This window comes from Lysinibacillus sp. NPDC094403 (assembly GCF_050278745.1).
In the GTDB taxonomy this organism is placed as follows: Bacteria; Bacillota; Bacilli; order Bacillales_A; family Planococcaceae; genus Lysinibacillus.
In genome coordinates this window covers 33,606-54,756 of sequence record NZ_JBNNTL010000022.1, presented here as the reverse complement: position 1 = coordinate 54,756, position 21,151 = coordinate 33,606, and the positions used below count along the sequence as shown (strand labels likewise).

The 21,151-nt window shown below is 39.2% G+C and carries 19 protein-coding genes and 3 tRNA genes; 4 read left to right on the top strand and 18 right to left on the bottom strand.

Annotated features, from left to right (window positions below):
* Positions 1-6: 6 nt before the first annotated feature.
* The 12 genes from pabC to ACQKMV_RS21275 all read right to left on the bottom strand — a co-directional run bounded on the left by pabC (position 7) and on the right by ACQKMV_RS21275 (position 15,404).
* Positions 7-846: an aminodeoxychorismate lyase gene (pabC, locus tag ACQKMV_RS21330; protein ID WP_427506335.1), complete on the bottom strand. Its 840-nt coding sequence runs from the start codon at positions 844-846 to the stop codon at positions 7-9.
* Positions 847-1,428, bottom strand: coding sequence for an aminodeoxychorismate/anthranilate synthase component II (gene pabA, locus ACQKMV_RS21325; protein WP_427506334.1), 582 nt, complete (start codon positions 1,426-1,428; stop codon positions 847-849).
* Complete coding sequence (locus ACQKMV_RS21320; RefSeq protein WP_427506332.1) at positions 1,425-2,834, bottom strand: anthranilate synthase component I family protein; 1,410 nt, start codon at positions 2,832-2,834, stop codon at positions 1,425-1,427. The genes pabA and ACQKMV_RS21320 overlap by 4 nt, the downstream gene beginning before the upstream one ends.
* 257 nt (positions 2,835-3,091) lie before the next feature.
* Positions 3,092-4,021, bottom strand: coding sequence for a cysteine synthase A (gene cysK, locus ACQKMV_RS21315; protein WP_427506331.1), 930 nt, complete (start codon positions 4,019-4,021; stop codon positions 3,092-3,094).
* Between the two features lie 257 nt (positions 4,022-4,278).
* Positions 4,279-5,250 carry a peptidyl-prolyl cis-trans isomerase gene (locus ACQKMV_RS21310; protein WP_427426648.1) on the bottom strand — a complete coding sequence of 324 codons (972 nt, stop codon included), beginning with the start codon at positions 5,248-5,250 and terminating at the stop codon, positions 4,279-4,281.
* Positions 5,234-6,115: an Hsp33 family molecular chaperone HslO gene (hslO, locus tag ACQKMV_RS21305; RefSeq protein ID WP_427506329.1), complete on the bottom strand. Its 882-nt coding sequence runs from the start codon at positions 6,113-6,115 to the stop codon at positions 5,234-5,236. Before hslO ends, ACQKMV_RS21310 begins: the two co-directional genes overlap by 17 nt.
* 21 nt (positions 6,116-6,136) lie before the next feature.
* The gene (locus ACQKMV_RS21300; protein ID WP_427426650.1) at positions 6,137-6,904 is read right to left on the bottom strand and encodes a type III pantothenate kinase; all 768 of its coding nucleotides are present in this window, start codon (positions 6,902-6,904) and stop codon (positions 6,137-6,139) included.
* A 781-nt stretch (positions 6,905-7,685) separates the two neighbouring features.
* A complete protein-coding gene (locus ACQKMV_RS21295; protein WP_427506327.1) occupies positions 7,686-8,519 on the bottom strand; it encodes an aldo/keto reductase in 834 nt (277 codons plus the stop codon).
* A 147-nt stretch (positions 8,520-8,666) separates the two neighbouring features.
* Positions 8,667-10,691, bottom strand: coding sequence for an ATP-dependent zinc metalloprotease FtsH (ftsH, locus tag ACQKMV_RS21290; RefSeq protein WP_427426652.1), 2,025 nt, complete (start codon positions 10,689-10,691; stop codon positions 8,667-8,669).
* A gap of 277 nt (positions 10,692-10,968) precedes the next feature.
* Positions 10,969-11,511: a hypoxanthine phosphoribosyltransferase gene (gene hpt / locus ACQKMV_RS21285; RefSeq protein ID WP_427426653.1), complete on the bottom strand. Its 543-nt coding sequence runs from the start codon at positions 11,509-11,511 to the stop codon at positions 10,969-10,971.
* Between the two features lie 64 nt (positions 11,512-11,575).
* Positions 11,576-12,982: a tRNA lysidine(34) synthetase TilS gene (gene tilS, locus ACQKMV_RS21280; RefSeq protein ID WP_427506325.1), complete on the bottom strand. Its 1,407-nt coding sequence runs from the start codon at positions 12,980-12,982 to the stop codon at positions 11,576-11,578.
* Positions 12,983-13,010: 28 nt separating this feature from the next.
* Positions 13,011-15,404 (bottom strand): SpoIIE family protein phosphatase, encoded by a 2,394-nt coding sequence (locus ACQKMV_RS21275; RefSeq protein WP_427506324.1) that lies wholly within the window; start codon positions 15,402-15,404, stop codon positions 13,011-13,013.
* A gap of 886 nt (positions 15,405-16,290) precedes the next feature.
* Between ACQKMV_RS21275 and ACQKMV_RS21270 the strand changes: the two genes are divergently transcribed.
* The 4 genes from ACQKMV_RS21270 (at position 16,291) to ACQKMV_RS21255 (ending at position 17,154) form a co-directional block, all read left to right on the top strand.
* Positions 16,291-16,365 (top strand) — tRNA-Gly (locus ACQKMV_RS21270).
* 10 nt (positions 16,366-16,375) lie between these two features.
* Positions 16,376-16,452: transfer RNA gene (locus ACQKMV_RS21265), tRNA-Met, on the top strand.
* 5 nt (positions 16,453-16,457) lie between these two features.
* Positions 16,458-16,529, top strand: a tRNA-Glu gene (locus ACQKMV_RS21260).
* Positions 16,530-16,902: 373 nt separating this feature from the next.
* Positions 16,903-17,154 carry a hypothetical protein gene (locus ACQKMV_RS21255; RefSeq protein ID WP_427506322.1) on the top strand — a complete coding sequence of 84 codons (252 nt, stop codon included), beginning with the start codon at positions 16,903-16,905 and terminating at the stop codon, positions 17,152-17,154.
* A 189-nt stretch (positions 17,155-17,343) separates the two neighbouring features.
* Here ACQKMV_RS21255 and ACQKMV_RS21250 read toward each other — a convergent pair whose 3' ends face one another.
* The 6 genes from ACQKMV_RS21250 to mazG form a co-directional block, all read right to left on the bottom strand.
* Positions 17,344-17,781, bottom strand: a complete 438-nt coding sequence (locus ACQKMV_RS21250) for a S1 domain-containing RNA-binding protein (RefSeq protein WP_008180281.1) — start codon at positions 17,779-17,781, stop codon at positions 17,344-17,346.
* Between the two features lie 133 nt (positions 17,782-17,914).
* Complete coding sequence (locus ACQKMV_RS21245) at positions 17,915-18,379, bottom strand: FtsB family cell division protein (protein ID WP_427506321.1); 465 nt, start codon at positions 18,377-18,379, stop codon at positions 17,915-17,917.
* Between the two features lie 17 nt (positions 18,380-18,396).
* Positions 18,397-18,888 (bottom strand): spore cortex biosynthesis protein YabQ, encoded by a 492-nt coding sequence (gene yabQ, locus ACQKMV_RS21240; RefSeq protein WP_427506319.1) that lies wholly within the window; start codon positions 18,886-18,888, stop codon positions 18,397-18,399.
* Complete coding sequence (gene yabP / locus ACQKMV_RS21235; RefSeq protein WP_004229167.1) at positions 18,885-19,184, bottom strand: sporulation protein YabP; 300 nt, start codon at positions 19,182-19,184, stop codon at positions 18,885-18,887. Before yabP ends, yabQ begins: the two co-directional genes overlap by 4 nt.
* A gap of 207 nt (positions 19,185-19,391) precedes the next feature.
* Positions 19,392-19,682: an RNA-binding S4 domain-containing protein gene (locus tag ACQKMV_RS21230; protein WP_068986595.1), complete on the bottom strand. Its 291-nt coding sequence runs from the start codon at positions 19,680-19,682 to the stop codon at positions 19,392-19,394.
* Between the two features lie 4 nt (positions 19,683-19,686).
* Positions 19,687-21,147, bottom strand: a complete 1,461-nt coding sequence (gene mazG / locus ACQKMV_RS21225) for a nucleoside triphosphate pyrophosphohydrolase (protein WP_427506318.1) — start codon at positions 21,145-21,147, stop codon at positions 19,687-19,689.
* Positions 21,148-21,151 lie beyond the last annotated feature (4 nt).

Sequence of the window (21,151 nt, the reverse complement as noted above, 5' to 3'; positions counted from 1 at the left end):
CTCCTTCTATTCTTGTTCCACTTCATCGACAAATGCTTCATGTAAACGCGAATAAACAGGCCCTTTATTGCCTAATAACTGCTTGCTCTCTAATTTAAGAATTGGAACAAGCTCTTGTATAGAGTTAGTAATAAAGCACTCTGAACTTTGCTCTACATCCTCTTTAGTAAAGAAACCTTCTTTTACCTTAATCCCTAGAGATTGCGCTCGCTCAATTACCCACGCTCGGATAATTCCAGGTAAAATACCAGTCTCTAAGGAAGGCGTATATAGTATATCATCTTTCACCCAAAAGATATTTGATGTTACACCTTCAGCAACAAAACCACCTTCCGTTAAAAAGAAGCCCTCTTGTTGCGCCAAAGATGGCATCTCAAAACGCCCAAGAACGTTATTGCCATAATGGTGCGATTTCACTCGAACACCTTTTTCAGGAGTATTACGCGGTGTTACTAGCCACTGTGCGTTTTTTTCCATACCTCGAGGTGCGTCATGTAATTCTTTGCGAAAAACAATAACATTTGGATGTCTATATTCAGTAGGCTGTAAACCGATACTATGCTCTCCAGCTGAGACATTTATACGGAAATAACCATCCTGTCCATTAGCCTGTTCATTTAATTGCTGAACAACCTTAAGTAAATCCCCTTCAGTATATGGCATATAAATACGGTATTGAGAAAGGGCAGTTTGTAATCTTTCCATATGTGCTTCCCAGCAAAACACCTTTCCCTTATACGTTCGAAACGTTTCAAAAAAGCCTAACCCGTATAAAAACCCATGATCAAATGGTGAAATGCGCAAATCGTGCGCCACTACGTAGTCTCCATTCATCCAGCACAGCATTTACTTCGCTCCCTCAACATACAAATCTATAAACTGGCGTAGAAGCTTTTTACCTTGCTCCGTCATAATCGATTCAGGATGGTATTGCACTCCCTCAATTGGATGGTCCCTATGACGAATGCCCATAATTTCGCCTTCTTCTGTCCATGCAGTCACCTCAAAACATGCCGGTAACGTTTCCTTCTCTACAATTAAGGAGTGGTAACGAGTAGCTTCAAATGGATTTGGCATCCCTTTATGTAAACCTATTTCAGCATGTAGCACAGGTGATGTTTTACCATGCATCAAACGCTCAGCTCGTATAACATTCCCTCCGAATACTTGGGCAATAGCTTGATGGCCAAGACAAACTCCTAAAATCGGAATATTTCCCGCGAAATACTTAATAATGTTCAGACTTTCACCCGCTTCATCCGGACTACATGGCCCTGGAGAAATAACAATCATATCCGGTGCAAGTTGCTCAATATCTTTCACCGTTAATACATCGTTTCTTTTTACCACCAATTCATGACCAAATTCCCCAAAATACTGTACTAGGTTATACGTAAAAGAATCGTAGTTATCAATCATTAAAATCATTTTGTTCGCTCCTCTGCCATTGCCTTTGCCTGCCACATCGCCTTTGCTTTATTTAAAGATTCTTGGTATTCTCTCTCTGGAACAGAATCAATAACAATGCCTGCTCCTGCCTGAATATGTGCTACTCCATCTTTAACAAATGCTGTACGAATAACAATATTAAATTCCATATCACCTGTATAGCCTAGCCAGCCAATTGAACCCGTGTATAATCCTCGTCTTACAGGTTCTAATTCTTCAATAATCTCCATCGTACGGATTTTAGGTGCCCCCGTTATTGTTCCTCCCGGGAACATGGCACGGATAACGTCTGCATTGGTTTTCCCTTCAGCTATTTCTCCTCGTACATTGGAAACAATATGCATCACGTGTGAATAGCGTTCAATCACCATGAACTCATCCACTTCAACCGTCCCATATGTAGATACTCTTCCTAAATCATTGCGCTCTAAATCAACAAGCATTACATGTTCAGCACGTTCCTTATCGTTATCAATCAATTCCTGCGCTAACGCTAAATCCTCTGCCTCAGATTTTCCTCTTGGTCGTGTACCAGCAATCGGTCGAGTAGACAACTCATTACCGTGACGCTTCACCAAAAGCTCAGGTGAACCAGAAACGACAGCAAAATCAGGCGCTTCTATATAAGCCATGTAAGGAGAAGGATTAAATGCACGTAACGCTTCATATACATCCATTGCAGTTGCGGTTAACTTTTTGGATTGACGTACTGACAAATTCACTTGAAATACATCGCCTTGCGCTATGTATGTTTGAATTTTACTTACTGCTTCCTCAAAGGCAGTCCCAGCAAACGAAACTAACAATTCACTTTCGTCATTTACTATTTCTACAGCGCTTGTTTTTTCAAATTTACGTGTAAGCAAGCCTTCTTGCGCTGCCCCTTGCCACACATTAGCCCATTCTTCCAAATTTACATTACAGTCTGCTAGCTTCATAAGCGTTACTTTATTTGTTTTCACATCATGCACTGCCCAGCAATCAAAAATATAAAAGTAGATATCTGGTATATGTAAATCATCTACAGCAATGTTAGGTAAAACTTCAATTTTACGAGCGTAATCGTATGCAACAAACCCGATAGCTCCACCTTGAAAAACAGGAAGCTCGACATTATATGAAATGTGATATTTCTCCACTAATGCTTCTAACAAAGCAAGAGGCTCACCGTTTAAATTTTCAGTCTTGCCATTTCTCCAATTTACTAGTAAACCATTCTCGACCGATTGTGCTGTAGCTAACGGATTCCAAGCAGCTATTGTAAAATTCCCTCCGCGTCCGCTTTCTAAAAACACATGTGCTTGTTCTGCTTCTGTTTGCTTCTTATAACTATAAAAAAATGAGTCTGCATCCATCGGTATTGTTTTCGTAAGTATTGTCTTCAAGTTGCTCTTCCCCTTTAAGTCATATGATGTGATTCCATCTTAACTTGAATATTGCTTGGAAGCGAATATTTTTCAATAGTCTCGATCAATTTAATTGCCGAATATTTCTACATCGGAACCGTTAAGAACTAACGCGCTACATCCTACAAGAACTCGATGATGTAGCACTTTAGCCCAGACACTTTAGTTTCTTTAGTTTCTTTATCAAATAAAAAAGACTCCTCGTTAAAGGAGCCTTAACCGTACAAATAATTAGATTAGTCTTCGAATTGATATAAAGGTGTTGATAAATAACGTTCTCCATTAGAAGGTACGATTGCAAGAACATTTGAGCCCTTACCTAAACGTTTTGCTGCTTCAATAGCAACATGAATAGCCGCACCTGATGAAATACCGCATAAGATGCCTTCTTCGCGTGCTACTTTACGAGCCACCTCGAAAGCAATCTCATTTTCAACTGGGAATACAGTAGAATACACATCTGTATCTAACACTTCAGGTACGAAGCCAGCTCCAATACCTTGAATTTTATGAGGCCCCGGTTGCCCCCCAGAAAGTACTGGTGAATCTTTTGGCTCAACAGCAATAATTTCAATGTCTGGATATTTCTCTTTTAACACAGCACCCGCACCTGTAATTGTACCACCTGTACCAACACCAGCAACAAATGCATCTAATTTTAAACCGTCAAATGCTTCTACAATTTCTGGACCAGTTGTTAAACGGTGAATAACAGCATTAGCCGGGTTCGTGAATTGTTGTGGCAAGAAGTAGCCATGCTCAGAAGCTAGTTCCTCCGCCTTAGAAATTGCACCTTTCATACCTGCCGGCCCAGGTGTTAATACAAGGTCTGCACCATATGCACGTAATAAGTTGCGACGCTCTAAGCTCATTGTTTCTGGCATTACTAAAATCGCTTTATAGCCTTTAGCAGCAGCAATCATCGCAAGACCAATACCTGTATTACCAGAAGTAGGCTCAATAATTGTACCACCTGGCTTTAATGTACCGTCTTTTTCAGCCGCTTCAATCATCGCTAAAGCTAAACGGTCTTTCACTGAGCTGCCTGGGTTAAAATATTCTAATTTTACATAAACAGTACCTTCGTTTTCACCTGTTGCATGATTTAATTTAACAATTGGTGTTTTACCAACTAATTCAGCTACTGAGTTCGCTAATCTACTCATTTATACCCACTCCTAATCCCTACTAATTTTATAGGTTTTACTTATTTTGATTTTATCAATTTTTCCATTCGATTGTCAATAAATATAACTTATATTTTCAGAATATTTATTGCAACCGAACTAAGGTAAACAAAAATCTGCTCAATATCCTAGGGTAGCCTTTACCCTGTTGACGCTAAACGTCCGCAGGGGTTTCCCCGGCTCACTTTTCCCGCAGATATCTCGCAGATTCTTTAAGCCCATTTCAGAGCAATATGTTATTTACCTTTTTTCGCTTCACCGTAATACCAAGTTGCATTGAATTCAGACCAAAATGTTTCCGGTGTAACATGTTGTGGCAATTGCTCTAATGCAAGTTCGCGTTCAATATGTTCTTTCACATCGTCATATGTAAAGGATTGTCCTTCTGTAATCTCTTGAACTTGTACAATTCCGTAATGACCGTTAGCAAGCTTAAATGCTTTACTAACCTCACCTGCTTTTAAAGCCTTCACTGCTTTTAAAATGGCAGGATCAATATTTTCCTGTTTTTCTGTGAGGAAACCAATATCTCCGCCTAGGCTAGCTGATGCGCTGTCTACTGATATTTCACGTGCTAACACCGAAAAATTAGAGGCATTTTTCATTTCACTTAATGCTTCCTCAGCAGCTTTTTTTGAATCCACTTCGATAAAATTCGTACGATAGCTTGTTTTCGTATTGTACAGCGCCTGATTTTCCTCATAATATTTTTCAATACTGTCTTCTTTTATAACCACATCTTTTGTCAGTACCTTATCCAAAATAAGCTGTGAGCGAATTTTTTGTCGCAGTTGCTCAGCAGAAAGGTTTTGCATTGCAGTATCAAATTTATCTTGAGCAGAACGCATTAAGGCTAACTCTAAATCAATCTCTTTATCTGTTACTTGTATTTTAAATTTTTTAGCTGCCTTTTCCATTACAGATTCATTCACTAAATTTTGTAGCGTCTCTTTACCATAGCGTTCTTCCATGGCAACCATCCACTCTTGACGTGTAATAATTTCCCCGTCAACGGCAGCGACTTGCTCGTCGCTACCAATTTCCTGGCCTTTATTAGGGATTAACCAAGTAATGAACCATAAAATATTTCCTAATAATAAAATTGCAATAACTGTTAAAGCAGGTTTTGTCTTCAGTCGGCGTTGCAATAAGGGCGTTTGGTTGGGTGTTACAGTGGATAAAGGACGTCGATTACGCGTTGAGCTCATCGATAAATCCTTCTAACTCTTCTTTTGAGAAATGGTATGTTTCTAAACAGAAGTGACATTCTGCTTCTGCTTCGCCATCTTCTTCAATCATTTCTCGAATTTCCTGTGTCCCTAACCCTAAAATCGCTGCACCAAATCGCTCTTTTGAACATTGACATTTAAATGCTACCGGCATGGAATCTAAAATTTGTAGATGGCCTTTTCCTAATACAGCTTCTAAAATTTGCTCTGGTGTAAAACCTTTTTCAATCATTTTTGAAACAGGCTCTAAAGTAGCAAGATGCTGTTCGATTTCATTGATTGTCTGTTCTTCGCAGCCTGGCATTAATTGAAGAATGAATCCTCCAGCTGCAAGAATTGTGTTGTCTGGGTTTACTAAAACCCCTAATCCAACTGATGAAGGCACTTGCTCTGACGTAGCGAAATAGTAAGTAAAGTCCTCAGCAATTTCACCTGATACAATTGGTGTTTGTCCAGAGAACATGTCTCTCAAACCAAGATCTTTTACGATTGTTAATGCACCCTCTGTTCCAACACCTGCTCGAACATCAAGCTTGCCGTGCTCGTTTAAATCGAAATGAACGTGAGGATTTGTTACAAAGCCACGAACTTCACCATGCGCGTTACTGTCAACTACCATTGGACCGATTGGACCGTTCCCCTCAATTTTAACGGTGATTTTTTCCTCACCTTTTAACATGGCGCCCATTATCACCGCAGCAGTCATAGAACGACCAAGGGCTGCTGACACAACGGGCCATGTATTATGACGGCGTTGCGCTTCTCCTACAGTTGCTGTTGTACAAGCTGCAAAAACACGAACCTGGCCGTTGAACCCTAAACCTCGTACTAAATAGTCTTTCATAAATGAAATGTCCCTCATTTCTTATTGATTGCGTTTATATAGCTTATATAAGCCTTTTAATGTTAAAAACGGGTCGACTACATCAATAGCTTGCGTCTCCCCAGCAATTAAATTCGCTAGTCCTCCAGTAGCAATTACTAAAGGCTCTTCCTTACTTTGTGCTTTCATACGATTAACAATTCCCTCAACTTGCCCAACAAAGCCATAAAAAATTCCGGCCTGCATCGCAGATACGGTTGTCTTTCCAACAATATGTGTAGAGCGCAATATTTCAATACGTGGCAATCTAGCTGCCTGTGTATAGAGCGCCTCCGTTGAAATCGAAATACCTGGAGCTATAGCACCACCCATATAATCGCCCTTTTCGTTTAAGTAACAATACGTTGTGGCAGTACCAAAATCAACAATAATCAATGGTGCTGTATACGCATCAAGAGCTGCAATAGCGTTCACTATGCGATCTGAACCAACTTCACGTGGATTTTCATATTTAATATTCAATCCTGTTTTCACACCTGGTCCTACAACGAGCGGTTTTTTACGAAAATACTTTTGACACATCGTTTCTAACGAAAACATTATTGGTGGTACAACAGAGGATATAATAATGCCTGTAACCTGTTCAAATGAAATGCCTGCATGATTAAAGAAAGATAATACTTGCATAGCGTATTCATCTTCTGTTTTATGAAGGTCTGTCACCATACGCCAATGGAAGGCCAATTGATCGTTGTCATCATAGACACCTAATACGATATTCGAATTTCCTGCATCTAAAACTAATATCATGGCTGATGCCTCCTATTTATTGCCCTCACCGTAATTGTACCTGTCACAATGCGATTGATACAACTAAAACAATGCATACTCATGCACAAAAAATCGAATTAAACACTTTAGAAAATGATACCACACTTTTATTCCTACGAAATAGCATTCATTCTTACTCCAAAAAGGAGCCACCCTCATATTAGGTAGCTCCTTTCAATTAAATTTAATTCCTATCACCAAAACGTGGTGTTGATTTCCGTTCCGGCTGGGCGCTTTCCTGGGGGCGTCCGATGAGCCGCTTCACTCGCGATGCTCGCTCCAGGGTCTCATCTGTGACGCTGATCCCCAAGGAGTCGCCCAGCCTCCACTTCAATCAACCAATCTACTTTGCGTGTATCTTCTGGCAGGGTACTCTATTTATAGTTATAATAAAACTTCAACAAAATGTGGTTTTGTGCGAAAGCGTAGCGTTAGCAATAACAGGTCGACAATTACTTCCCTGTTATAGGTCGTAATATTATTCACTTTTGAAATGAATAATATTTTATAAAAATTCTACGCTACCGCTGATTGGAGTGGAAGGCTACTCGACTCCCGTGGGAAAGCGAGACAGACGAGACCCTGCACGGAGCGTAAGCGAAGGAAGCGGCTCGACGCTCGCCCACAGGAAGCTTTGCTCTGCGCGAAATCGAAGCGGCAGCGACAAAGCGAGTAGCCTGGAACGGAAATCAACTTCACTTTTTTAGTATGAAATTTATTTTTGAAAGGAGCCACCCTCAATTAGGTAGCTCCTTACATATTATTTAAAATTAAATTTTTCCGGGTCTGGTCCGCAACGTAGTCCATCATTTAGTGCATCTAACTGGGCCATTTCTTCCTCTGTTAATGCAAAATCAAAGACCGTTAGATTTTCCGTCATGCGTGTAGGAGTCATTGTTTTTGGAATAGTGACTACATCATGCTGCACATCATAGCGTAACACGATTTGTGCAGGTGTTTTGCCATATTTAGAAGCTAGCTGCTGAATCAATGATTCTTCCAATAAAGAACCATTCATCAGTGGTGACCATGCTTCTACCTGTATTCCTTTTTCCTTACAATAGGCACGTACTTCCTCTTGAGTTAAGTGCGGATGGAATTCAATTTGATTAATAACAGGAACAACTGATGTTTCCTTTAATAAATTTTCTAAATGGTGAACATGGAAATTACTAACACCAATTGAGCGTACACGTCCATCCTGATAGATTTTTTCAAGCGCTTTATAAACATCAACATAATTTGTATCTATACCTGGCCAATGAACTAAATATAAATCTAAATAATCTAATCCTAATTTCTTTAAACTATTATCATAAGCTGCAAGTGTTTCTTCATAGGAGAGTCCATCATTCCAAACCTTTGATGTTACGAATAGTTCTTCACGTGTTACTAAGCCCTCGTCAATAGCTGCGCGAATTCCTCGCCCAACACTTTCTTCATTGCGATATACTTGAGCTGTATCAATGCTACGGTAACCTTTTGCAATAGCTGTTTTTACCGCCTCAGCCAAGTCATCTCCATCAGGTACTCGAAAAACGCCATAGCCGATTAACGGCATTTCAAAACCATTATTCAATGTTACATTTCTCACGTTTCAACACTCCTATCTATTTTGGTCCTTAAATATTTAAGAACCTATATACGCAGCTGCGTAATATAGGTTCTATCGTAATACCCATTACCGAAAAAAGGCAAAGAAAAAGACTGCTTACAAAAATCGTAAACAGTCTTTCCTATATTAGTCACGCTTTTCATCGATACCTTTTGGTGTATCAATCGACTCTCTACCTTCTTTAGGTAAATCAGCTGTTGTTGGATCTGGCTCATTGCTAAGCAATTCTTTTTGAACAGCCTGTTCACCAACTACATCCAATATTGGTTGAGCTTCAGCTTTAGGAGCTTTTTCCACAACCGGTTCTACCTCAGGTTCCGGTAAGACACCGTGATCACGTAAGTGCTCGATTTCTTGCGCATTCAATGTTTCTTTTTGCATTAATGTGTTTGCAATTAAATCAAGTAAATGACGTTTTTCAGTTAGGATTCGTTTAGTACGCTCATATTGCGAATCGATAATTTTTTGCATTTCTTTATCAATTTCATAAGCGATTGAATCAGAATAGTTTTGATCTGAATTAAAGTCACGACCTAGGAATACATTCCCACCCTGACTTGAACCAAACTGCATTGCACCAAGATTTTCACTCATACCATATTCAGTGACCATAGCACGTGCAATACTTGTTACCTTTTGGAAGTCGTTATGTGCCCCAGTAGATACTTCGCCAAGTACGATTTCCTCTGCTACACGTCCACCAAGAAGTCCAGCAATACGGTCTAATAGTTCTTGTTTTGTTGTGAAGAAACGTTCTTCCTTCGGTAACATAATCGCGTAACCTCCAGCTTGACCACGAGGAACGATTGTTACTTTGTGTACTGTATCTGCTTCATCTAGCTCTAAACCAACTACTACGTGGCCAGCTTCATGGAAGGATACAAGTTTCTTTTCTTTCGCTGAGTAAACGCGGCTAGCTTTTGCTGGACCTGCAATTACTCGGTCAGATGCCTCATCGATATCCGCCATATTAATTGTACGTTTACTTTTACGAGCAGCTACAAGTGCAGCTTCATTTAACAAGTTCTCTAAGTCGGCACCTGAGAATCCAGGTGTACGTTGTGCAACAGCTGCTAAATCCACTGTATCCGATAAAGGCTTGTTACGCGCATGTACTTTTAGAATCGCTTCACGACCTTTTACATCAGGGTGTCCTACTGTAATTTGACGGTCAAAACGACCAGGTCGTAATAACGCTTTATCTAAAATATCTGGGCGGTTTGTTGCAGCGATAATAATAATACCTTCGTTTGCCCCGAAACCATCCATTTCAACTAACAATTGGTTCAGCGTTTGTTCACGCTCGTCATGGCCACCACCAAGACCTGCGCCACGTTGACGACCTACAGCATCAATCTCATCGATAAAGATGATACATGGTGCGTTTTTCTTTGCATTTTCAAATAAGTCACGAACACGTGATGCACCGACACCGACGAACATTTCTACGAAGTCAGAACCTGAAATCGAGAAGAATGGTACGCCTGCCTCACCTGCCACTGCACGTGCAAGTAATGTTTTACCTGTACCAGGAGGACCTACAAGTAAGATACCTTTTGGAATTCGAGCACCGATTTCAGTAAATTTACGGTGATCTTTTAAGAAGTCAACAACCTCTACAAGCTCTGCTTTCTCCTCATCAGCACCCGCTACATCTGTAAAACGAACTTTTTTCTTCTGATCGTCATAAAGTTTGGCTTTACTTTTACCAAAGCTCATCACTTTATTACCGCCACCTTGAGATTGACTCATTAGGAAGAAGAATAAGAAAATGATAATGATGAAAGGAATAATCCCTGTAAAGAACTGAATCCATCCACTTGTTTCTGGTGCAGTTAAATATTTAATATTACTATTCGTATCCTTAGCAGCTTTATCGATGCGTTCCATTAAAGCTTGGTTATCACGAGGGATATTCACTGTAAAGCGTTGTCCCTTTTCATACCCCTTCAATGTACCTTCAACGATGTATACTGATTTATCAGGTTGAATTGTAGCACTTGTTATTTCTTTATTATCTAGAGCTTTTTGAAACTCAGGATAAGATAACTCTTTCGTTGGTGCATTTCCACCATTGAAAGTACCAAAAATACCGATAATCACTAAGAAAATCAGTAAATAGAATATGGTATATCGAAATATTCGATTCATCTCCAGCCTCCTCATTACAAACAGAAAAATTATAAGTAAAATCTTAACATATCATGATTTCATCATACAACGAAAAGCCCTACATAAAAAAAGTTTCATGCGATTTATGTCGAAATCAAAACATATTTATGCATTTATTTACTATGTCCCAGCGTAGTTGTACCTGTTTGATACAGCTGAACAACGTGCCTAGATTTTTGAATTATGTTAAATCCATGACCTTCGCTGGAGGTTCTTACTTCTCATCGCTGGTGTTCTTTCGTTAACTTCTTACTTGTTAGAAAGAATATACTTCTGGTTTTAAAATGCCGATATACGGTAAATTACGGTATTTTTCAGCGTAATCTAAACCATAGCCTACAACAAAACCGTCCGGTACTTCAAAACCAACATAATCAGCATCTAGGTTTACTTTACGACCTGATGGTTTATCTAACAATGTAACGATTTTGATGGATTTTGCTTTGCGGTATTTAAATAAGTCTACTAAATAGCTTAACGTTAAACCGCTATCAATGATATCCTCGATGATTAATACGTCGCGCCCCTCAACGCTTGTATTTAAATCCTTTAGAATCTTTACTTCCCCTGACGAAACTGTAGCATTGCCGTAGCTAGAAACATCCATAAAGTCTAGCTCAATGAAAGAATCGAAACGTTTCATCAAATCTGTCATAAAAGGCATTGCCCCTTTTAAAACACCTACAGCTAACGGGAATGAATCTTTATATTCCTCTGTCAATTGTGCCCCTAACTCAGCGATTCTTTCTTGTAATTGTTCTTCTGTAATCATAACTTTTTCGATGTCATTTTGTAACATATCGATTCCTCCTCGTGTGTATAAAAAAATGTTCAACCTTTTGCGGTGAAATTTTACAAAGACCTTAGTCTACGATGAGCACTGTATCATCGTTTGGTTGCGGAGAGGTTGAAAAAAACATTCCCATACGCACACCAATTACCGCTACGACCTCATCAGATTGAGAAATCAGTAACGGCCAGCTATTTCGCTCATTTAAAGGAATCTTTTCATCTATAAAAAGGCGAGATAAGCGTTTTGGCTGATCCATTCCTTTTAACAGTATTCTGTCCCCTTCCTTACGCGCCCTAACATAGAGTGGAAGTTTGAGTTTGCTAGCGTTAAAATAAAAAAGTTTTGCAGTATTCGTCAACATTTCAGACGATAAATTAGGCAACTCAACTACGCATAAACGTTCACCGTTTGACAGTGTTGTCCACCCATTAGCAGTCGAAATTATCTTTTTTCCAGGAGAAACTTGACCTTCTATTGGCTCTTTCTTCTGAATCGTTAATTTTCCATAACGGCGAACTGCTATAAAATCTTCTGGCAAGTGAACTTCAGCATACCCAGCTGTCGTATCACAAAGCTTTGAAATTGAAGTCAATAAAGCATAACTTTGTATCGTATTTGAATCTTTGTAAAGATAGTTTAATAGTATTAAAATGAGCCTCCTTTGTAAAGCAAGTGGTACCAATTGAAGAGCCTTTATTTCCATGCTATATGTATTTCCGTCTATTCTTTTTACCGTTCTAGAAAATACATCCTCCGCTAAAGTCATTAAATAGGCATCGTCTTCTTGCAATTGTTTTGTAAAATGGGTTACCTGCTCAGTTACTCGTGGGTTTTCTGCCTCTAACAAAGGCACCACATGATGTCTAAAACGATTGCGCACATAGGTGTCCTTAGAATTGCTAGCGTCTTCCCGATAATCTAAACCTTGCTTAAGTAAATATTCCCTTATTTCGGACTTTGTAACCGTTAAAAACGGACGAATTAATGATTTCCCTTCAAAAATACGTTGTGAACGTATACCTTGCATACCATTTATCGTTGCATTTTTTGTCAGGGCCATTAATACTGACTCCAGTTGGTCGTCCGCATGATGTGCAGTTACAAGCTTTCTAGCATTTGTTTTTTCCATGACCTCTTTAAAATATTGATACCGTTCTCTACGACAAATAAGCTGTGTATTGCCATTTTCTAAAGCCATAATCTCTGGTATTGGAATAGCCTTTGCATATAAGTATACACCATACTCATCACAATATTTTTGAACAAAAGCTCTGTCCTCAGCAGATGCTTCACCTCTTAGCATATGATCAACATGTACGGCTTCTACCTTAATTCCCCATTGCTCTTTTGTTTTGACAAAATAATGGAGTAAAGCCATTGAATCCACTCCACCCGAAACGGCGATGAGAAGATGGTCGTCTTGCTGTAATATTTGCTCTTCTTCAATAAATAATTTGACCTTTAATTCAAGTGACAAACGCTTCTCCTCCCCTTTTCGTTTTCTATTATGATGAATTGCTCATAGAGTGTTGAACTGGCCTGAACACAGCCCATGTAGGTACAACATGTGTAACCTCTAGCATCAATACTGTGCAATCGTCGTCAATGTCATAGTAAGATTGGAATGACTGCATAATCGTTGTTAGTTTTTCCTGTATGGTTTTAGTAGTGCCTGCTACCTGCTGTGCATACGTTAAAAATGCCTCTTCCTGCTCGTCCCAATCATCAACACTTGAAAACAATCCATCAGAGTGCATCAAAATCACATCGCCCGCTTTAAGCTTTCTTTTTTCAGCCTCTACTGCTGAAATGGATAAAAAACCTACAGGCGCTGCATTGCTCTCAACCTTCAGCACCTCTTTCCCACGTAAAATATACGTAGACATTCCTCCAGCCTTCCATGACCATAAATCACCGTGTTGTAAATCGACAAGTGCAAAATCAAGCGTTGCATACATATCATTTTGTTGCTTTAAGGACATGACATAATGCAACGTATGCATCGCAGTCTCTGGGTTCATATTGTAATTTAAACATTCCCGCATTAAATGAATTAGCTTTCTGCTTTCATGTTGTGCTTCTTTACTCTGACCCATACCATCTGACAATAAAATTGCAAATAGTCCTGGATGTAATTGAAATAATGCATGGGAATCACCAGAATATAAAGTCGCATCTTTAGACATGCTATATATATCATACTCTACTTCAAAGCTAATAGCTGATCTAAAGCTTACTTGAATGTGACGAAATGGAATATCACACGCTACTACTTTTTCAATTTCAAATGGTTCTTCAAAAATATCATATAAAATCGGTAGTATCATCCGTTCAGCTAATGTTGTGTCTTCCTCCCAATTGACTCTCGCTGGTGCTAAAGCGCAGACAATTTTCCGTGCTCCAGGCTTATTACTTAGCACATCTAGTTGAAAACATTCAATATGTGCATCCTTTAATCGTTGGGTAATGTCCTTTTCCACACTAACGAATGAAATAGTCTCTTCTTTCATCTCTGCTATTAATTGATTTAGATGATTGCTCATATCGCGTAGCTGAAGCGCAATCATTTTCTTACCATGAAAGTACTGTCCATTAATACGCTCTCTATACAACTCTGTTTCCAATTCTTCGAAAATTTTCGTTGATTTTACACATTTATAGCGTATTTGTTCTTCGACACGATGAAGAGAAGAATCCTTCCCAACACCCTTCATATGAAACCAGTCTGTCATAAGCTTGTCCATTCCGTTATTTTGCGCTCCCCAACAGCGATCATAACGGAAACAACTTAAGCATGTATTCATCGGTGACACTTCTTTCGCCTCTTCTATAGGGGCTGTCATAAAGCGCTCAAACACAAGCTCCTTCATAAATTGTACAAAATGCTGAAAATGCTCTAATTTAAACGCAACATGCTCTGTTAACCAATTTTGACGGGCAAGTAAGACCTCCTCGCGCTGCGGAAACAACTTGTCCCGCACCTTATCAGAATATTTTTTCGGGATAGTTAGAAATACAATACTCCCCGCAGCAATCGATGTAAAATAAACACTATCTAACGGCAATGTTGCATCGTAAAATAAAAAAAACACACTTGGCAAAATACTGCCAGTTGCTACACCAAATCTTCCAGCACGAGCTCCCATCCCCGCACACAATCCTGTTAAGGTGGCTACAGACAGCATACCCGTAAATGAAAGTTTTGCAACACCAATGAGAGTCCCGAGCACAGCACCGATAACAGTCGCTAATGGCACACTCCCTACTAATGCTCCGAAGCAAATTAGTAGTTGTAATAAAAAAATGGGGAGTGAAAAATAGCTAATGACAACTGTTTGCATCCCTGTAAGCATAGCAGCGAATACAACTAATCCAGATCCTAGCTTCTCATAAGTCCAATGACTCGTAAACCATTCATATGAATTGACAAACAACACTTGCATAAACAGCGTCATAATAAGGGCTAATGCCGCTTCACAGCCTACATAAAATTGCACAAGCACCGGTGGTAAGCCTTGATACATAACTCCCTGCCACATTATTTGCACAAGCAGTACGGCTAAAGAAACTGCTATACTCTGTGGAAGCTGCCAATAACGGAAGCGCATGATACATTCATACATAACGATTTGCAATGCTAAAATGAAGACTTGTCCAAGACCAAGGAAAAAACATCCAATTAAACTACCGAACAAAACATATTTGGCATATTCTTTATACTTCGTTCGAATAATTGCCCAAAAAGGAACCGAGAAAGGTACTGCCGCTTCAAATACAACAGACTGGGCTAAAAAAAAGGATGTTAAAAAAAGTAGAGAGCCGATTAGCAATTGCTTTTTTTTCACTCCCAATTTTGGGCCGTCTACATTTGCTGTGTTATACCATTCAATACTCGTCAATTCACTATCCCCTTTCTATCTTCACTTTTGGAGCTATTATAAGAAATTATGTGTGGAAAGATTGTCTGACGGTGACAGAAAAAAATATAAAAATTTCGACGAATAAATATGCATAAATACGAGAAATGGCAACAATTTCTACAAAAAATATAAGCCGTACTAGATTAGAAACGTTTCCTTCTATGTAATCAGTTTTTAAATAATAGAAAATTCCCTCAACTCAGTTTTGTTGTCGTTACATATATGCTTTACAAAATCTATACCATAAGAGGTCTAGGCCCTTTCATCCTTTCTTTTTTATTGATCAACACCCCTATTTCGTCAAAATGCTATAGTCAGCAGTTAAGCCGATACTTTTCTACTTAAGAACAAAAAGTTTGATAAATTTCCCATCAAATGGGCTCTTCACCATAACGTGTGGTTGATTTCCGTTCCAACTGGGCACTTTCCTGGGGCGTCGGGCAACAGATGTTTTTCGCGCGAAAGCGAAGCGGCAGGTTTTCGTCTGTGTGAAAGCGAAGCGACAGCGGCAGGATGTTGGTCACGAAGACGTTATCACAGGGATGTGATGCCTTCGCTCCTCTATTGCTAATCCTCAAGGAGTCGCCTAGTCAAAACGGAAATCAACCTATATCAATTACGCCTCGGCGTCATTACGTCCGGAGGCTTGATCTTCATTCAGTAGGTGTTTGGACACCCATTGAAAGGGAGCCACATCCGCATTCATCTCACCATCTTCAAAGGTTGGAGTCCTCTATTGAATGAAGATAAATGGCATACGTTTTAAATAATTAATAAAACCATATATTTTTATTAATTTTTTTTAAAAAACCACTTGACGTTAGTAACAAAGGCTTGTATTATTTAACTTGTTGCTAAAAAGAACGCGGAAGTAGTTCAGTGGTAGAACACCACCTTGCCAAGGTGGGGGTCGCGAGTTCGAACCTCGTCTTCCGCTCCATAATCTTAATGGCGGCCTAGCTCAGCTGGCTAGAGCGTACGGTTCATACCCGTAAGGTCGGGGGTTCGATCCCCTCGGCCGCCACCATAGTAGGCCCCTTGGTCAAGTGGTTAAGACACCGCCCTTTCACGGCGGTAACACGGGTTCGAATCCCGTAGGGGTCATCTCAAATAGGCGTCTCAGAATTATTTCTGAGGCGCCTATTTTTTTTGCAGATTAGTAGTGCAATGACCATTAAAGTTTTAAAGTTGGATACTAGAAATATCGTAATTATTTATTTTTTACTGTCTGAGACCCTGGAGTAACCAGTAAAAGAACGTCCTGTTCGCACAGACAAAACCACTTTGTTGCTGTCGCTTCGTTAACACTACGCTTTTGCACTAAAAAACTTATTGCTTGCTCCTAGCGGCTTATCAGACGCTCCTTAGAAAATCCCCAGTTAAAACGGAAATAACCCCACGCACGTTATGGAGATGAGCTAAAAAATATGGCATACTAATAATGAAAAGAGCGTGTTTACTAGGAGGTTTTTTTCTTTTGGGTTCATTAACTAAAGCTGCTTTAATTTGTGGAAGTGGCTCTATGATTATTCTCATATCCATTCTTATTAATTTACCATTCGCTGTACAAATATTTTTACTCCTCACTGGACTAGCGGTTAGTGTATACGGTGTGTTTTTACTTGTCAAAATGGTTGTTAATCCAGCCGAAAAGTCTTCAGAAACACTTACTGAACAAGCATCTATACCAGCTCCTAAAAAGAAAAAAAGACCAACATCCACGTTGTAGGAAGATTCGTATATCCTTACTAGAAAAGGTATTATGACTTCCAACTAGACGAGATGTATGTGGTGTCCATTTTCTATGAAGTTTTTGGGGAATATATTATTCAAGCATTTAAAAAAGGGATTAGCTTTATAACAAGCTAATCCCAACTCTATTTCATACACTTTTTCTACGATTAAAACAGTCAGCAAACTACCCTCTTCTAGCTCCGCGACCACCGCGTTTTGACTCTGTAGCACGTTTAAGTGTTGCTAGACGTTCATCACTATCTTTTAAGAAACGTGCCATTTTCTGCTCAAAATTCTCTTTCGGTTGATGACGATCGTTGCGATCATTAGAACGATTATCGCGACGTGGACGTGCTGGACGCTCTGGACGCTCTGGTCTCTCTGCTTGAGGCTTTGCTTTACGGATTGAAAGACCGATCTTTCCGTCCGCTTCAACATTCATCACTTTTACTTCAACTTCATCTCCAACTTTTAGATGCTCATTGATATCTTTTACATAATTATCAGCAACTTCACTGATGTGTACTAAGCCTGTTTTGCCATCTGGCAGCTCAACGAATGCTCCAAAATTTGTGATTCCTGTTACTTTACCTTGTACCTTGCTGCCTACTTCAATTGACATAAAAAAAATGCTCCTCCTTAAAAATTAAGCGACTCATTTGAGTCATGTAATCAATTTAATCAAACTTTTTACTACATTAGTCTCTCTTTTCATTATATATAACAAAAAAAGAGTGTCAACAATACATAGCTTTTCAGTCGTCTTTTTTACCTTCCTTTTCTGATTTGCTGTCTTTTTTACCTTTTTTTTCTGGTATATCGCCTTTTTTATCTTTTTCATCCGGTATAATGAAAATTACTTCACCTTTTTCGGATAAGAAATAATCTTTGCGTAATAGCTTTGCGATATACTCATCATCCTCTAACTGTTTGATTTTAAGATTTAACGAATCTCGCTCTTCTTTCAATTCAGAAAGATGCTGATTTGCCTCATCCTTTTTCAGCTCTTTTGCAGCTAGTGTCTCATTTTGGTTCGAAATTATATTTAAGAGAAAGGCAATAATAACGACTGGTACAATCGCAAAAAAGGCAATACGGCGCATTTTCCGTTTCCGCGCTTGAATTTTACGATTTATAGCTTTATCCGTGTTACGGACATAGTCATTATCAAGTTTAGTATAGTTTTGTTGGCCATCATTTGATGAACGACGTTTAGTCATGCCCGTACCTCCGAAAATTATTGTTGTCTTTTATTATACTTGATAAATCGAAATTTTTTTAAAAAAGTGTTGGACAAATACGAATAAATTTTGACAAAAGGTCTTAAAACAAAAGCTCCAATACTTATTAATATTTTAAAAATTTGTCGAATGATAGCACTTATTAATCGTATGATAAACCACAATGGTCTCCATGTTATATTCACCAAAACCCTTGCGATGAAACGTAAAATTGTTTGAAAAAATGTTTGATACAAAAAAATTCCGGCTATTTGCGCTAGCGGGTCATAAGCCCGCCAAGCGCCATCTTTTAGCCAAAATAATAAATAGTATGTCAGACCTCCGAGTAGAATCCAAGTGAGTAATTCAAATACCATCATCCATCTTCGAAGGCTTGACCTTTTTGGAGTCGAAAAAACAATGAGCCTTACACTATCAATAATGAACCCGACTGCTATACCGCTCAAAACCATGACTAATAGCTGAACAAATTGTTCGCTAACAATCATCCAAACAACTTATGAAGGAAACCTTTCGAGAAGCCACTTTCCTCCTCGTCGTACTGCAAAGTTTTTACAGTTCCTTCAAGTGTCAATAACCCTTTGTCAACATCTAAATGAACGATATGCAGTTCTTCTCCACGGATTAACAAATGCCCTTGGGACGTCTTGATGAAAAACTCTTCCTGATCAAAGCGTTCAATTGATTTTACAGAAGTCATGTCCATTCTTTTACGATTACGAATCGTTAAAATATGCTCTCCAGATGGAATTGTGTAACGGTTACTTTCTTGATGTAGCGTCATTTTCTTCCTCCTTTAGTCGTCCTAGCTTCTGTTCACTTTATGCGGACAACCTTAAAAGCATGACAACTTTATTAAAGTTGTCCACTTTTATCTCCACAAAGCACATTTATGTCAAAAGCCAAGCGACTACTTCAGAAGCCCCCCACCTCTATAGGCGGCGAGATAAATGCGGGTTTCCGGACTCAATTATGCCAACGCATAATTGATTTAATCCTCGTCATCAATAAATTCAGGCTCAATTTTTTCAAGACGCTCTTCTTTCAAAATAGTAAACATTTTTGCGGCATCTTCTTTTTTCACAGTGTCACGTAATTCTTCTACACGTGCTGTCACAATTTTTTGACCAAAACGAATGGCTAGCTCGTCGCCAGCTTTAACAGCACTACTTGCTTTTGCAACCTTACCATTTATCGTAATACGACCTTGGTCTGCTACTTCTTTCGCTAATGTGCGGCGTTTAATTAAACGTGATACCTTTAAAAATTTATCTAATCGCATATTTTCACTCCTTTTCTAGCTTCTTCGCTTCATTCCAGAAAGCATCTAATTGTTCTAATGTGTAATCAGAAAACGGCTTTCCACTTTCCTTAACCTTTGCTTCCACATAACCAAAGCGGCTCGCAAACTTCTCATTAGCATGTAACATAGCCTCTTCAGGAGATAGCTTGTAGAAACGTGCTAAATTCACAAGTGTGAACAAGACATCTCCAAATTCATCAAGACGTGACGCATTTGTACCTTTCGTCACCTCATTACGAAATTCTTGCCATTCCTCCGCAAACTTGTCCCACGCACCATCCACATCAGGCCAATCAAACCCTACCTTTGCAGCCCTTTTTTGATAATTATATGCTGTTTGTAGAGCAGAAGACGCCCGGTACTCCTCTTTCAATAGCGGTTTATCACTTATACCCTTTTCTTCCGCTTTTATAACTTCCCAATTGGCTACAACATCCTCTGCATCTTCCACCGATACATCACCAAATACATGCGGGTGTCGACGAATCATTTTTTCGCTTATTGAAGCTAATACATCTTCCAATGTAAAGTAACCTTGATCTTCTCCAATTTGTGCATGAAGGAATACTTGTAATAGTACATCTCCAAGCTCCTCGATCATCGCAAAGTCATCCTCTGCATCTACTGCTGCCAAATATTCGTGCGCTTCTTCTAGTAAATATTTTTTCAGTGATTCATGTGTTTGCTTTTGGTCCCACGGACAGCCATTCGGGCCTCGTAAAACAGCAATAATTTGACGGAAGGTTGTCCAGTCTCGTAAAGCCCCCTCTTGTGATTTCACAGGTGGCACATATATCGTTGTTAAATTGTTTACCTCAACGCTTTGGTCGAGCTCATAAAGTGGTACTGTCACTAACTTTTCCTGTGACGAGCCCGCTGCAGTAACTACTGTAACAGGGTATTCGTCATCGTATTTCTCCATCAACGTTAGCTTTACTTCTGATGCACTGAATGTATCATATACTTGGGCTATTAAAATATGTTGACGCATATTAATGTCATGCATAGAAAAGCTAGTGCCATCCAGCATTTGAAAACCCTCAATTGGGTCGATTTTCAACGCACCGAATATTGGATCTAAGAAACTTTGCCCACCTTCAATGACTAATTTTACTTTCCCTTCATCCGCAGCAGCAATAAGCAATTGTACAGTCTGCTCCGCAACAAGAGGATGTCCTGGCACAGCGTACATTACATCTTCAATTGCCGCAGCAGACACAAGCTTTTCTGCAATTTCCTCATATACAGGCTGGAATGAATTATGTTTTTCATAGACTGCATCGAAGCTTTCAAAATGTAAGCCCTCAGCTGATAATTCTTCTAATACAGGATGATCCACTGTACGAACATATAATTTTCTAGCGGCTTTTAGCTTTTTATAGACACCCATTTGCAGTTGATTAAAATCACCCGCACCTAGACCAATAACTGTTAAAGTATTCAATCAA